9 protein-coding genes and 1 tRNA gene are annotated in these 13,911 nt (G+C 65.5%); 9 read left to right on the top strand and 1 reads right to left on the bottom strand.

The genetic code is table 11. From position 1 onward, the window contains the following. The first annotated feature begins 22 nt into the window (after positions 1–22). A complete protein-coding gene (gene kdsA / locus AABA51_RS04595; protein WP_338274844.1) occupies positions 23–856 on the top strand; it encodes a 3-deoxy-8-phosphooctulonate synthase in 834 nt (277 codons plus the stop codon). Between the two features lie 117 nt (positions 857–973). Further along, positions 974–1,048: transfer RNA gene (locus AABA51_RS04590), tRNA-Gln, on the top strand. A 213-nt stretch (positions 1,049–1,261) separates the two neighbouring features. Here AABA51_RS04590 and AABA51_RS04585 read toward each other — a convergent pair. Continuing rightward, a complete protein-coding gene (locus tag AABA51_RS04585) occupies positions 1,262–2,119 on the bottom strand; it encodes a LysR family transcriptional regulator (RefSeq protein WP_338274841.1) in 858 nt (285 codons plus the stop codon). A 105-nt stretch (positions 2,120–2,224) separates the two neighbouring features. Here AABA51_RS04585 and AABA51_RS04580 point away from each other — a divergent pair, with 105 nt between their 5' ends. The 7 genes from AABA51_RS04580 (at position 2,225) to AABA51_RS04550 (ending at position 13,870) form a co-directional block, all read left to right on the top strand. Further along, positions 2,225–4,672, top strand: a complete 2,448-nt coding sequence (locus tag AABA51_RS04580; RefSeq protein WP_338274840.1) for a GcvT family protein — start codon at positions 2,225–2,227, stop codon at positions 4,670–4,672. Between the two features lie 4 nt (positions 4,673–4,676). Next, positions 4,677–7,121 (top strand): GcvT family protein, encoded by a 2,445-nt coding sequence (locus tag AABA51_RS04575; RefSeq protein ID WP_338274838.1) that lies wholly within the window; start codon positions 4,677–4,679, stop codon positions 7,119–7,121. Positions 7,122–7,123: 2 nt separating this feature from the next. Beyond that, entirely contained in the window at positions 7,124–8,710 is a 1,587-nt protein-coding gene (locus tag AABA51_RS04570; protein ID WP_338274836.1) for a trimethylamine methyltransferase family protein, read from the top strand. A gap of 4 nt (positions 8,711–8,714) precedes the next feature. Beyond that, complete coding sequence (locus AABA51_RS04565; protein WP_338274834.1) at positions 8,715–10,142, top strand: aldehyde dehydrogenase family protein; 1,428 nt, start codon at positions 8,715–8,717, stop codon at positions 10,140–10,142. Further along, positions 10,139–11,038: an NAD(P)-dependent oxidoreductase gene (locus AABA51_RS04560; RefSeq protein ID WP_338274832.1), complete on the top strand. Its 900-nt coding sequence runs from the start codon at positions 10,139–10,141 to the stop codon at positions 11,036–11,038. Before AABA51_RS04565 ends, AABA51_RS04560 begins: the two co-directional genes overlap by 4 nt. A 281-nt stretch (positions 11,039–11,319) precedes the next feature. Next, positions 11,320–12,501, top strand: coding sequence for an ectoine hydrolase DoeA (gene doeA, locus AABA51_RS04555; protein WP_338274831.1), 1,182 nt, complete (start codon positions 11,320–11,322; stop codon positions 12,499–12,501). A gap of 283 nt (positions 12,502–12,784) precedes the next feature. Continuing rightward, positions 12,785–13,870 carry an ABC transporter ATP-binding protein gene (locus tag AABA51_RS04550; protein ID WP_338274828.1) on the top strand — a complete coding sequence of 362 codons (1,086 nt, stop codon included), beginning with the start codon at positions 12,785–12,787 and terminating at the stop codon, positions 13,868–13,870. The last annotated feature ends 41 nt before the right edge of the window (positions 13,871–13,911 follow it).

Genomic DNA, 13,911 nt, shown 5'->3' with positions numbered 1-13,911 from the left:
ACAAGACCCGGAAGGCCAAGACATGAAGATTGTTGACGCCGGGGCCGCACGCCTCGGCAACGACCTGCCCCTGACCGTGATCGCGGGCCCCTGCCAGCTGGAAAGCCGCGAGCATGCGCTGAGGATCGCGCGCACCATGGCCGAAGCCTGCGCCGCCGTGGGGGCCGCCTATGTGTTCAAGGGCAGCTATGACAAGGCGAACCGCACCAGCCTGTCGGGCAAGCGCGGCCTTGGCATGGAGGAAGGGCTTGCCGTCCTGGACGCGGTGAAGACCGAAATCGGCTGTCCCGTACTGACCGATGTGCATGGGCCCGAGCAATGCGCGGCCGTGGCGGAGGTCTGCGACATCCTGCAGATCCCGGCCTTTTTGTGCCGCCAGACCGACCTGTTGCTGGCCGCTGGCGAAACGGGGGCGGTCATCAACGTCAAGAAGGGCCAGTTCCTGGCGCCTTGGGACATGCCCAATGTCGTGGCCAAGATCGAATCGACCGGCAATACCCGCATCCTCCTGACCGAACGCGGGGCGAGTTTCGGCTACAACACGCTGGTCACCGACATGCGGTCGCTGCCCGAGATGATGAAGACCGGCTACCCTGTCATCATGGATGCGACCCATGCGGTGCAGCAGCCCGGCGGACAGGGCGGCAGTTCCGGCGGCCAGCGCGAATTCGCGCCCGTGATGGCACGCGCCGCCGTGTCGCTGGGCATCGCGGGCGTCTTCATCGAGACGCATGAAGCCCCCGACAGCGCGCCGAGCGACGGGCCGAACATGATCCCGCTCGACCAGATGCCCGCGCTGGTGGCAAGCCTGATGGGCTTTGACCGGCTGGCAAAGTCCGATCCGATCCGGCTGTGAGAGGCCGCAATGCGGGCAAGATCACGAGCCCCGGAAACGCCCTGCGAGAAAGCGTGGGAATTGTCGATTCCGGGGCTTGATCCCCCCGCACTTGCAAAGTAACTAGCGCGGCACGGTTGGGGTGTAGCCAAGCGGTAAGGCAGCGGTTTTTGGTACCGTGTACCGTAGGTTCGAATCCTACCACCCCAGCCAGTTCTTCCAAGATCGCGAAGATGACGACCGAGGGCCGAGACTGGCCCCGGACGGCCCTGCACAGGGCCGCCGTCTGTCGTGACATGCTCTTGATCCGTGTCTGGGCGCGTGGCGCATGGAGCGAGACAGGTCGCGGCCGGACGGGGCGGTTCCTGCGGGGGGTCACCCAAGGACCCGTGTCGGTCGCCCGCGGGGCGGCAGGCGGGCAGCACCTCAGGCAGACCGACCGGCGAGATGCGCCCTGAGCGCGCGCAGGATGCGGCGATGCGCGCCCCGGTGGCGGTTGCGCAGGTGGATCGCGGCATAGACCGGTTGTTCGATCCGGGGCGCACGGGCCACAAGCCTTGCAAGTCCTGCCCGTTCCAGATCGCGCGCCGTCTCTCTCAGGACATAGGTGCTGCCCCCCAGGGCCAGCAAAAGCCCCCGGATGACGGCGTTCTGGCCGCTTGACACGGCCCCCATCGACAAGGTGGGCAAAAGCACCGCATGGGTGGTGGAAAAGGCCGGGGCGTAATTGGGCAAGATGTAGCTCTCGGGGCGGATATCGGACAGATCGGCGCCTTCGGTCGAGACCATGACATAGCCGACCTCGCCCAGGGTTTCGAAATGCAGGTCGGGGTGGGGCTTGGGCGTGTAATGGATCGCCAGATCCAGCTGGCCGTCGCGCACATCGGCGCACATCTGGGCGGAATAATCGGCCTCTACATAAAGGGCGGTGTCGGGCACCGCGCCCTGGACGGCCTTGACCCATTGGGCCACCTGATCGCCCAGAAGATCGTGCTGGATGCCGATGCGCATGGCCATCGCGGCATTGCCCGCGCCCTTGACCGCCTGTGTCGCCACCGTCCAGCCATTGCGCATCGCGCGGGCATGCGGCTCGAAGCGAAGACCCTCGGTGGTCAGTTCCGTGCCCGCGCGGCTGCGTTCGAGAAGCTTGCAGCCCAGCGCCGTCTCGAGCGCCTGCACCCGGCCCGAGATGGTCGATTGCGTGACACCCAGCCGGCTTGCCGTTCGGTTGAAGCTGCGCGTTTCGCACAGGTCCAGAAAGGTATGGATCTGCTCGAGGTTCATGGCATCCCCTGATCGGTTTTCTCGATCAATACACATTCTTCTGACGAATTGAACTGTTTGGTGCCAGCGGGAATACTCGCCGCAAAGTCCAAGGGGGGAGTGCGCATGTCGGAGCTACCAAGCCATGCCCGCGTGGTGATCATCGGCGGCGGGGCGGTGGGCGTATCGGCGCTCTACCATCTGGCGCGCGCAGGCTGGACGGATTGCGTGCTGCTGGAAAAGAACGAGCTGACCGCAGGATCCACCTGGCATGCGGCGGGCAATGTTCCGACCTTTTCGACCTCGTGGTCGATCATGAACATGCAGCGCTATTCCACCGAGCTCTACCGCGGGCTTGGCGCGGCGGTCGATTACCCGATGAACTACCATGTGACGGGCTCGATCCGGTTGGGGCATTCGGACGAACGGATGCAGGAATTCGCCCGCGCACGGGGCATGGGGCTGTATCAGGGGATGTCGCTGGAGATCCTGTCGCCCGACGAGATCAAGGCGAAATATCCCTTCATCGAGACCCATGACATCAAGGGCGCGCTTTACGACCCGGCCGATGGCGACATCGACCCCGCGCAGCTGACCCAGGCCCTGGCCAAGGGCGCGCGCGACCTGGGGGCCACGATCGTGCGGTTCTGCCCGGCCACGGGTGTCAGTCGCGAAAACGGCGAGTGGATCGTACAGACCGAAAAGGGCGACATCCGCTGCGAGATCGTGGTGAATGCCGCAGGCTATTACGCGCAGCGCGTCGGCGAATGGTTCAAGCCCTATGGCGGGCGGACCGTGCCGATGATGGTGATGAGCCATCAATACATGGTGTTCGACGAGGTGCCGGAGATCCGCGATTGGGCGGCCGCGGCGGGCCACAAGCTGCCGCTTCTGCGCGATGTCGACACGTCCTATTACCTGAGGCAGGAGAAGAACGGCTTCAACCTTGGCCCCTATGAGCGGCCCTGCCGGGCGCATTGGGCCGACCCGTCGGACCCGATGCCGGAGGATTTCAGTTTCCAGCTCTACCCCGACGATCTGGAGCGGCTGTCCTTCCAGATCGAGGATGCGATGGCGCGTGTGCCGCTCTTGGCGGAAGCTGGGCTCGCGCGGGTCATCAACGGACCCATCCCCTATACGCCCGATGGCAACCCGCTGATCGGGCCGATGCCCGGTGTGCCCAATGCGTTCGAGGCCTGCGTCTTTACCTTTGGGATCGCGCAGGGCGGTGGCGCGGGCAAGGTTCTGGCCGAGTGGATCACGGAGGGTGCGACGGAATGGGACATGTGGTCCTGCGACCCGCGCCGGTTCACCGATTACACCGACCACGACTATTGCGTGCAGAAGGGGATGGAGGTCTATGGCCACGAATATGCCATGCATTTCCCCTGGCATCGCTGGCCCGCCGCGCCCGACCGCAAGGTGTCGCCCATCCATGAACGGGTGAAGGCGCTGGGCGGGCAGATGGGGGCCTATGGCGGCTGGGAACGCGCCAATTGGTTCGCGCAACCGGGCGACGATGTGTCGGAGGAAGCGACCCAGACCTGGAACCGCGCCGGCCCCTGGGAGGCGCGCATCCGGCAAGAATGCGAGGCCGTGCGCGACGATGTGGGCGTTCTCGACCTGCCGGGGTTCTCGCGGTTCAACCTGTCGGGGCCGGGCGCGGCGGAGTGGCTTTTGGGCAAGATCGCGGGGGCCTTGCCCAAGATCGGGCGGATGAACCTTGGCTATTTCCCCGATGGGCGCGGCCGCATCCTGACCGAGATGTCGATCCTGCGCCATGGTGAGGATGCCTTTACGATGATCACGGCGGCGGTGGCGCAATGGCATGATTTCGAGTGGTTGGCCCGCGATCTGCCCGAGGGGCTGTCGCTGAAGGATCACAGCCGCGACTACGGGACGTTGATCGTCACGGGCCCGCGCGCGCGCGCCTTGTTCGAAGCCGTGGGCACCGAGGCCGATCTGACCCTGCCATGGCTGAGCCATCAACCCGCGACCGTCACAGGCCGGCCCTGCGCGCTTGCGCGGGTGTCCTTTGCCGGTGAGCTGGGCTGGGAGGTTCATGCCGCGAATGCCGATATTCCGATCATTTACGAGGCGATCCTGAACCAGGGCGCAAAGCCCTTCGGGATGTTCGCGCTCAACTCCTTGCGCATCGAAAAGGGCTACCGCGCGTGGAAGGGTGATCTGTCCACGGATTACAGCCTGTTGCAGGGCGGTCTTGATCGCTTCATCCGCTTCGACAAGGCGCAGGATTTCCCCGGCAAACAGGCGCTTCTGGCCGAGAAACAGGCGGGCGTGACCAAGCGCTTCGTCACCTTGCGCGTCGAGGCGGGGGCGGCGGATGCGCCCTACATGTCGACGCTTTGGCATGAGGGCCAGGTGGTGGGCGAAACCACATCCGGGGCCTGGGGCTACAGGGTTGGCGGCTCGGTCGCGCTGGGCATGCTGCGCGCCGATCTGGCCGTGGCCGGCACACGGATCGAGGTCGATATCTACGGGCAGCGCTGCGCGGCGGTGGTGCAGCCTGATGGCCCGCTCTGGGACCCCGACAACAGCCGGTTGAGGGCCTGACATCATGGCAAAACCCCCCACCCATGCGCGCGCGGTCATCATCGGCGGCGGTGTCTCGGGCTGTTCGGTGGCCTATCACCTGGCCAAGCTCGGCTGGAGCGACATCGTGCTTCTGGAGCGCAAGCAGCTGACCTGCGGCACCACGTGGCATGCCGCGGGGCTGGTCGGCCAGTTGCGCGGCAGCCAGAACATGACGCGCCTGGCGAAATATTCCGCCGAGCTTTACACCAAGCTCGAGGCGGAGACGGGTGTCGCCACCGGCATGCGTCAGGTGGGCTCGATCTCGCTGGGGCTGACCGCCGACCGGCGCGAGGAATTGCTGCGGCAGGCGACCGTCGCCCGCATTTTCGGCGTCGAGGTGCACGAGATCACCAAGGCCGAGGTGCACGCGATGTATCCGCATGTCGAGATCGGCGATGTCACCTGCGCGCTGCATCTGCCGGGCGACGGGCAATGCGACCCGGCCAATATCGCCATGGCGCTTGCCAAAGGCGCGCGGATGGCGGGGGCCACGATCCTCGAAGGGGTCAAGGTCACCGGTGTCACCGATGATGGCACACGCGCGACCGGGGTGAATTGGGACAGTGGCAGCGAACAGGGCCATATCGCCGCCGATGTGGTGATCAATTGCGGCGGCATGTGGGGCCGTGATCTGGCGGCCCGATCGGGCGTGACGCTGCCGCTGCATGCCTGCGAGCATTTCTACCTTGTCACCGAGCCCATCGAAGGGCTGGGGCATTTGCCGGTTCTGCGGGTGCCCGATGAATGCGCCTATTACAAATCCGATGCCGGCAAGATGATGCTCGGCGCCTTCGAGCCCAAGGCAAAGCCATGGGGCATGGGCGGCATTCCCGAAGATTTCTGTTTCGACGCCCTGCCGGAGGATTTCGAGCATTTCGAGCCGATCCTCGAGATGGCGACCAAGCGCATGCCGATGTTCGAGACGGCGGGCATCCACACGTTCTTCAACGGGCCGGAAAGCTTCACCCCCGATGATCGCTACTATCTGGGCGAGGCGCCGGAGCTGAAGGGCTACTGGATCGCGGCGGGCTACAATTCCATCGGGATCGTGTCCTCGGGCGGGGCGGGCATGGCGCTGGCCCATTGGATCGCCGAGGGCGAACCGCCCTTTGACCTGTGGGAGGTGGATATCCGCCGCGCCCAACCCTTCCAGCGCAACCGCCGCTATCTGAAGGAACGCGTGACCGAGACGCTGGGCCTGCTTTACGCCGATCACTGGCCCTATCGTCAGGTCGAGACCGCGCGCGGTGTGCGGCGCTCGCCCGTGCATGAACAGCTCAAGGCCGCAGGCGCAGTTTTCGGCGAGGTTGCGGGCTGGGAACGAGCCAATTGGTTCGCCCTGCCCGGACAGGCGCGCGAATATCGCTATGGCTGGGGTCGCCAGAACTGGTTCGACAATCAACGCGCCGAACATATGGCGGTGCGCAATGGCGTGGGCCTGTTCGACATGACCTCTTTCGGCAAGATCCGGGTGGAGGGGCGGGACGCCTGTACATTCCTCAACCGGCTTTGCGCCAACCAGGTCGATGTGGCCAAGGGCCGGGTCGTCTATACCCAGATGCTCAACGAGCGCGGCGGCATCGAAAGCGATCTGACGGTGACGCGCCTGTCGGAAACGGCCTATCTGCTGGTCGTGCCGGGGGCCACGTTGCAGCGCGATCTGGCCTGGCTGCGCCGCCATCAGGGCGATCATGCGGTGGCCATCGTCGACATGACGGCGGCCGAGGCCGTGTTTTGCGTGATGGGCCCGAAAGCGCGCGATCTGTTGTCGGCGGTCAGCCCCGATGATCTGAGCCACAAGGGCTTCGCCTTTGGCACGGCGCGCGAGATCGAGATCGGGATGGGATTGGCCCGGGCGCATCGCATTTCCTACGTGGGCGAGTTGGGCTGGGAGCTGTACGTTTCCAGCGACATGGCCGCCCATGTTTTCGAGGCCCTGCGCGATGCGGGCGCGGATCACGGGCTGAAGCTGTGTGGGCTGCACACGCTCGACAGCTGCCGGATCGAGAAGGCCTATCGCCATTTCGGCCATGACATCACGGATGAGGATCACGTGCTGGAGGCGGGTCTTGGCTTTGCGGTCAAGACGGACAAGGGCGAGTTCATCGGGCGTGACGCGGTGATGCGCAAGCAAGATCAGGGGCTGGCGCGGATGATGCTGCAATTCCAGCTCGAAGACCCAGAGCCGCTTTTGTTCCACAACGAGGCGATCGTGCGCGATGGCAAGATCGTGGGCCCGGTGACGAGCGGCAATTACGGCCATGCCTTGGGCGGGGCCATCGGGATGGGCTATGTCCCGTGCCCCGGTGAAAGCCCCGAGCAGGTCCTGGCCAGCAGTTACGAAATCGAAGTGGCAGGCGCGCGGCACAAGGCCCGCGCCAGCCTGACCCCCCTTTATGACCCCAAAGCCGAACGGGTGCGGATGTGAGCATGATACCGGAAAACCAGATCGTGGATGCCGCCCTGCCGGGGATCGGCGAAACCTGCGAACCCGCGCGGGCGCGGCGCGCAGGCGGGCGGGCGGCGCGAGTGGCGCTGCGCGCGGCCCCCCTGGCCGAGGACAAGCGCCCCATTCGCCCCGGCATGTCCGGGGGCCAGTATCGCCCGTTGAGCGACGCGGGGATGGAAAAGATCCATCAAAGCGCGCTGGAAGCCCTGGAGGTGATCGGGCTTGCCGATGCGCCGCCTTCGGGCGTGGAGATCCTGACGGGGGCGGGGGCGATCCGGGGCGATGACGGGCGCATCCGCTTTCCCCGCGCGCTGGTCGAGGACATGCTGGCGGTGGCCGCGCGCAACATCACGCTTCATGCCCGCGACCCCAAGCACGACATGCACCTGTCGGGCACCAACGTGCATTTCGGGACGGCGGGCGCGGCGGTGCATATCGTCGACCCGATCACCCATGACTACCGCGAGTCGACCGCGCAGGATCTGTATGACGGCGCGCGGCTGGTCGATAACCTCGACAATATCCACTTCTACCAACGCACGATGGTCTGCCGCGATGTGAAGGACAATCGCGAGATGGACCTCAACACGCTTTACGCCTGTTTGGCGGGCACGAAGAAGCATGTCGGCACATCCTTCAGCGACCCGGCCCATGTCGCCGATTGCTTCGAGATGCTGCACATGGTGGCGGGCGGCGAGGAGAAATGGCTGGAGCGGCCATTCGTCAGCAATTCCAACTGTTTCGTCGTGCCGCCGATGAAATTCGCCGAGGAAAGCTGCATCACGATGGAGGATTGCGTCCGCCGGGGCATGCCCATGCTGCTGTTGTCGGCGGGTCAGGCGGGGGCCACGGCCCCTGCGCCCATTGCGCTGGCCATCGTGCAGGCGGTGGCCGAATGCCTGGCCGGTGTCGTCTATGTCAACGCGATCAAGAAGGGGGCGCCTGCGATCTTTGGCACCTGGCCCTTTGTCAGCGATCTGCGCACGGGGGCGATGTCGGGCGGATCGGCCGAACAGGCGCTTCTGACCGCAGGCTGCGCGCAGATGCACCGGTTCTACGACCTGCCGGGTGGGGCGGCGTCGGGGATTTCGGACAGCAAGTTGCCCGACATGCAGGCGGGCTGGGAACAGGGGATCACCAATGCGCTGGCGGGGCTTTCGGGGCTGAACCTGTGCTACGAAACGGTGGGCATGCATGCCTCGCTCTTGGGGTTCTGCCTGGAAAGCCTTGTTCTGGGCGATGACATCCTGGGCCAGGCCATGCGGCTGGTGCGCGGCATCGACGTGACCGAGGACAGCACCTCGATCGAGGCGATGAAGCAGGTCTGTTTGGGCGGACCGGGCCATTACCTTGGCACCGATCAGACGCTGGGCTTGATGCAGACGGAATATGTCTATCCCAAGGTCGGCAACCGGATGAGCCCCAAGGAATGGGTGGAGGCGGGCCAGCCCCTGCTGCTTGATACCGCGATTGCGCGCAAGAACGCGATCCTGGCGAGCGCAGGCTGCCAGGTCTCGCCCGAGATCGACGTGGCGATCCGCAAGCGGTTCAACATCTATTTCCGGTAGGATCATGTTGCACCGTCTGTCCCAGCATTACGTCGGCGGCGCATGGGTCGCCCCCTTGGGCCGCGCGCGGATGGCGGTCGAGAACCCTGCCACGGGGGCAAGCCTTGGCGATCTGGCCTTGGGCAATGGCGATGACGCGCACCGCGCGGTGATGGCGGCGCGGGCGGCGTTTGACGGGTTCGCGGCATGGCCCGTGGCGGACCGGATCGCGCTGTTGGAACGGCTGCTGGCCGCCTATACCGCCCGTTTCGACGAGATCGCCAAAGCCATGTCGGACGAGATGGGCGCGCCCATCACCGCCGCGCGGGACGCGCAGGCCTGGGCCGGGCAGATCCACCTGGAAACGACGATCACGACCGCGCGCGAATTCCATTGGGAGGAGCAGCGCGGCACGACCCGCATCATCCGCGAGGGGATCGGCGTTTGCGCGCTGATCACGCCGTGGAACTGGCCGATGAACCAGATCGTGTGCAAGGTCGCCCCGGCCTTGGCGGCAGGCTGCACGATGGTCTTGAAACCCTCGGAGCTTGCGCCGCTTTCGGCGCTCTTGTTCGCCGAATTGTGCGAGGAGGCGGGCGTGCCTGCGGGCGTGGTCAACCTTGTGCAGGGGACGGGCGCGGATGTGGGCGCGGTCTTGGCCGCGCATCCCGAGGTCGACATGGTGTCCTTCACCGGATCGACGCGGGCAGGCGTAGCGGTGGCTGCGGCGGCCGCCCCGACGGTCAAGCGCGTGGCGCAGGAACTGGGCGGGAAATCGGCCAATATCATCCTGCCCGGTGCCGATCTGGGGGACGCGGTCGCGGCCGGGACGCTCGCGTGTTTCGGCAATACCGGCCAAAGCTGCGATGCGCCGACGCGGATGTTCGTGCCGATGGGCAGGATGGCCGAGGCGATGGAGGCGGCCCGCGTGGCCGCCGAGAGCGTCATCATCGGCGACCCGACCGATCCAGCGGTCACGATGGGGCCGCTCATCTCGGGCGCGCAATGGGACAAGGTGCAGGGGCTGATCCAGACGGGCCTCGGCGAGGGCGCGATGCTGGCCGTGGGCGGTCTTGGCCGCCCCGAGGGCATCAATCACGGCTGGTTCGTGCGGCCCACCGTCTTTGGCCATGTGACCCATGAGATGACCATCGCGCGGGAGGAGATCTTTGGCCCCGTGCTGTCGATCATCGGCTACGAGAGCGTCGATCACGCCGTCACCATGGCCAATGACACGGTCTATGGGCTGGCGGCTTATGTCAGCGGCCCCCCGGACGCGGCGCGCCATGTCGCGCGGCGGCTGCGGGCGGGGCAGGTCAACATCAACGGCCCCGACTGGGATACCTTCGCGCCCTTCGGCGGCTACAAGCAATCGGGCAATGGCCGGGAATATGCCGATTGGGGCATTCACGACTTTTGCGAAATCAAGGCACTGGTGGGATACGGATCATGAATTACGGCTATATCGGGTTGGGCAATCTGGGCGGGCATATCGCGGCAAGCCTGATCCGCGCGGGCCATCAGGTGACGGTCTACGACCGCGACCCGAGCCTTGCCCTGCGGCTGTCCGAGATGGGGGCGAGCGTGGCGGCAAGTGCGGCGGAAGTCGCCGCCGCGACCGATCATGTCTTTACCTGCCTGCCCTCGCCCGCCGTGTCGGAGCTGGTGCTGGCCGAAATCCTGCCCAGGATGAAACCGGGCAGCACATGGATCGAGAATTCGACCCTCGGGCGCGACGACATCATCCGGCTGGGTGCGGTGGCCGAGGCCGCGGGTGTTCGACTGCTCGAGGCGCCCGTGACGGGCGGCGTCCATCTGGCGGCACGGGGCGAGATCACGGTGCTGGCAGGCGGCGACGCCGATCTGGTGGCGCTGCACCGCCCGGCGCTGGAGGTCATCGGCAACAAGCTGTTCCACATGGGCCCCCTGGGCAGTGCGGCGATCATCAAGGTGATCACCAACATGCTGGCCTTCATCCATCTGGTGGCCGATGGCGAGGCGCTGATGCTGGCCAAGCGTGGCGGCCTTGACCTCAAGACCGCGTGGGAGGCGATTGCCGCCTCCTCGGGCAGTTCTTTCGTGCATGAGACTGAGGGGCAGCTGATCCTGAACGGGAGCTACGACATCGCCTTTTCCATGGATCTGGCGCTCAAGGATCTGGGCTTTGCCATGGGGTTCGGCCGCGAATTCGGTGTGCCGCTGGATCTGGCGGGGATGACGAACCAGACCTTCATCAAGGGCAAGGCCGCCTATGGCGGCGAGGCGCAATCGACCCAGATCGTCAAGCTCTTGGAAGATGCGCTTGGCACCGATCTGAGGGCCGAGGGGTTCCCGGCAAGGCTGACCTGAGCGACAAGACCCGGCTTGAAGCCCTGCCCTTGCGCCGCCGACAACCGGGCGGCGACAGGCCCGGTCGGCTGCGACGGGTTCGGGCCGCAGCCATGACCGCCCCGCTTTGGGGGGGAGCGCCACCCCGGGTTCCGAAGGGACAGGGGCAGGCAAGATGTCGTTTCGGGGGCCCCGAGGGTCGCCATGACGGCAGGGGCGCGGGCGATGGCATGGCAGGCTGAGGGGGCGGGATAACCGTCTGCGGGCCCGCCCCACACCATCGACAGCCAAGGACGGTGCCCATGACCGCCCCGATGTTCCGGTTCACGCCCGAGGAATATGCCGCGCGGCTCGACAAGACCCGGCGCGCGATGGGCGCGCGGGGATGCGATCTGTTGATCGTCACCGACCCGTCGAACATGAACTGGCTGACGGGCTATGACGGTTGGTCCTTTTACGTCCATCAATGCGTGATCGTGCCGCCGCATGGCGACCCGATCTGGTTCGGGCGCGGGCAGGATGCCAATGGCGCGCGGCTGACCTCGTGGCTGCGCGAGACCCATATCCTCGGCTATCCGGATATCTACGTGCAGAACCCCGACCTGCACCCGATGGATTACCTGTCGGGCGTGTTGCGCGACCGGGGATGGGGGCGGCTGCGCATCGGCGTGGAGATGGACAATTACTATTTCTCGGCGGCGGCCTTTGTCAGTCTGACGCGCAACCTGCCCGAGGCGCGGTTCGTCGATGCCACCGCGCTGGTCAACTGGCAGCGCGCGGTGAAATCGGAGGCCGAGATCGGCTACATGCGGCAGGCGGCCTTCATCGTGGAGCGCATGCATCAGCGCATCTTCGACGTGGTCGAGGTGGGGATGCGGAAATCCGACCTCGTGGCCGAGATCTATGACAGCGGCATCCGGGGCGGAAACGGGCCTGCGGGGGATTATCCGGCCATCGTGCCGCTGCTGCCCTCGGGGCGGGAGGCGAGCGCGCCGCACCTGACATGGGACGACAGGCCGTTGCAGGCCGGGGAAGGCACGTTCTTCGAGATCGCGGGGTGTTATCGGCGCTACCATTGTCCGCTGTCGCGCACGGTGTTCCTGGGACGGCCCACGCAAGCCTTCCGCGACGCCGAGGCCGCGACGCTGGAGGGGATCGAGGCGGGGCTGGAGGCCGCGCGCCCCGGCAACACCTGCGAGGATATCGCGCTGGCGTTTTTCGGGGTGCTGGCGCGGCACGGCATCACCAAGGACAACCGCACCGGCTACGGCATCGGGTTGAGCTATCCGCCCGATTGGGGCGAGCGGACCATGAGCCTGCGGACGGGTGACCGGACCGTGCTGGAGCCGGGGATGACCTTTCATTTCATGACCGGTCTGTGGCTCGAGGACATGGGATTCGAGATCACGGAATCGATCCTGATCACGCAGACGGGGGTCGAATGCCTGGCCCAGGTGCCGAGGGCCTTGTTCGTCAAGGACTGAGGCGGCGCGCCGGGCAGACAGGCGGCCAGCACGCAGGCAGCACGAAAAACGACATGCCGCAATGGTCGGCATCATGTCGTTTTCATGCCTCATTTTCAAGCAATGGCCAATGCCGCGCCATGCTTATTTCAAGTTTTTTATATATTAAAACAATAACTTGAATGTGTATCTCGGCCGAAACCCACCGTGCCGGTTGCGTGCAAGCGTCAAGAATGGTCTAAAAACGACTTGTATAAAAGCGACATCAAGCCGCGAAACAGGGAGTTTGGATTTGCCATCGGAGATGCAAGACGCGTTCGTGTCTTTCGACCGCGTGCAGAAAAGCTACGACGGTGAAACGCTGGTCGTGAAGGATCTGAACCTCGCGATCGGCAAGGGCGAGTTCCTGACCATGCTGGGTCCCTCTGGCTCGGGCAAGACGACCTGCCTGATGATGCTGGCAGGCTTCGAGACCGCCACCCATGGCGAGATCACGCTGGGCGGAAACCCGATCAACAACATCCCGCCCCACAAGCGCGGGATAGGCATGGTTTTCCAGAATTACGCGCTGTTCCCGCATATGACCGTGGCCGAAAACCTCGCCTTTCCGCTGGAGGTGCGCAAGATCGGCAAGTCCGACCGCGAGGCCAAGGTCATGCGCGCGCTCGACATGGTGCAGATGGGCGATTTCGGTGGTCGCAGGCCCGCGCAATTGTCCGGTGGCCAGCAGCAGCGGATCGCGCTGGCGCGTGCCCTGGTGTTCGAGCCGGAGCTGGTTCTGATGGACGAGCCCTTGGGCGCGCTCGACAAGCAGCTGCGCGAAACGATGCAGTTCGAGATCACCAACCTTGCCCACAGGCTGGGCATCACGGTGGTCTATGTCACCCATGACCAGACCGAGGCGCTGACCATGTCGGACCGGGTCGCGGTGTTCGACGATGGCCGCATCCAGCAGCTGGACGCGCCCGATGTACTGTACGAACAGCCGCAGAACAGTTTCGTGGCCCAGTTCATCGGCGAGAACAACACGCTGGAGGGCACGGTCGCCGAGATGCGCGAGGACATGTGCGTCGTGCGGCTCGACGATGGCGAATTGATCGACGCCCTGCCCGTCAACGTGTCGGAAGTCGGTGCCCGCACCAAGGTGTCGATCCGCCCCGAGCGGGTCGAGATGAACAAGGACCGGCTTGCCCCCGATGCCCATACGCTCAAGGCCGAGGTGGTCGAGTTCATCTACATGGGCGACATCTATCGCACCCGCCTGCGGGTCGCGGGCCACGAGGATTTCGTGATCAAGACCCGCAACGCCCCCGACCAGCGCCGCCTGAAACCGGGCGAGCGGATCGAGATCGGCTGGCTGCCGCAAGATTGCCGCGCGCTCGACGCCTGAGACCGGGGCCCATGGCCCCGCGCTTCGGCTTTCTTTCGATC

The sequence above is a fragment of the Roseicyclus marinus genome (assembly GCF_036322625.1).
GTDB lineage: Bacteria > Pseudomonadota > Alphaproteobacteria > Rhodobacterales > Rhodobacteraceae > Roseicyclus > Roseicyclus marinus_A.
Note: the sequence above shows the minus strand (reverse complement) of the source record. Positions and strands in the feature narration are given on the sequence as shown.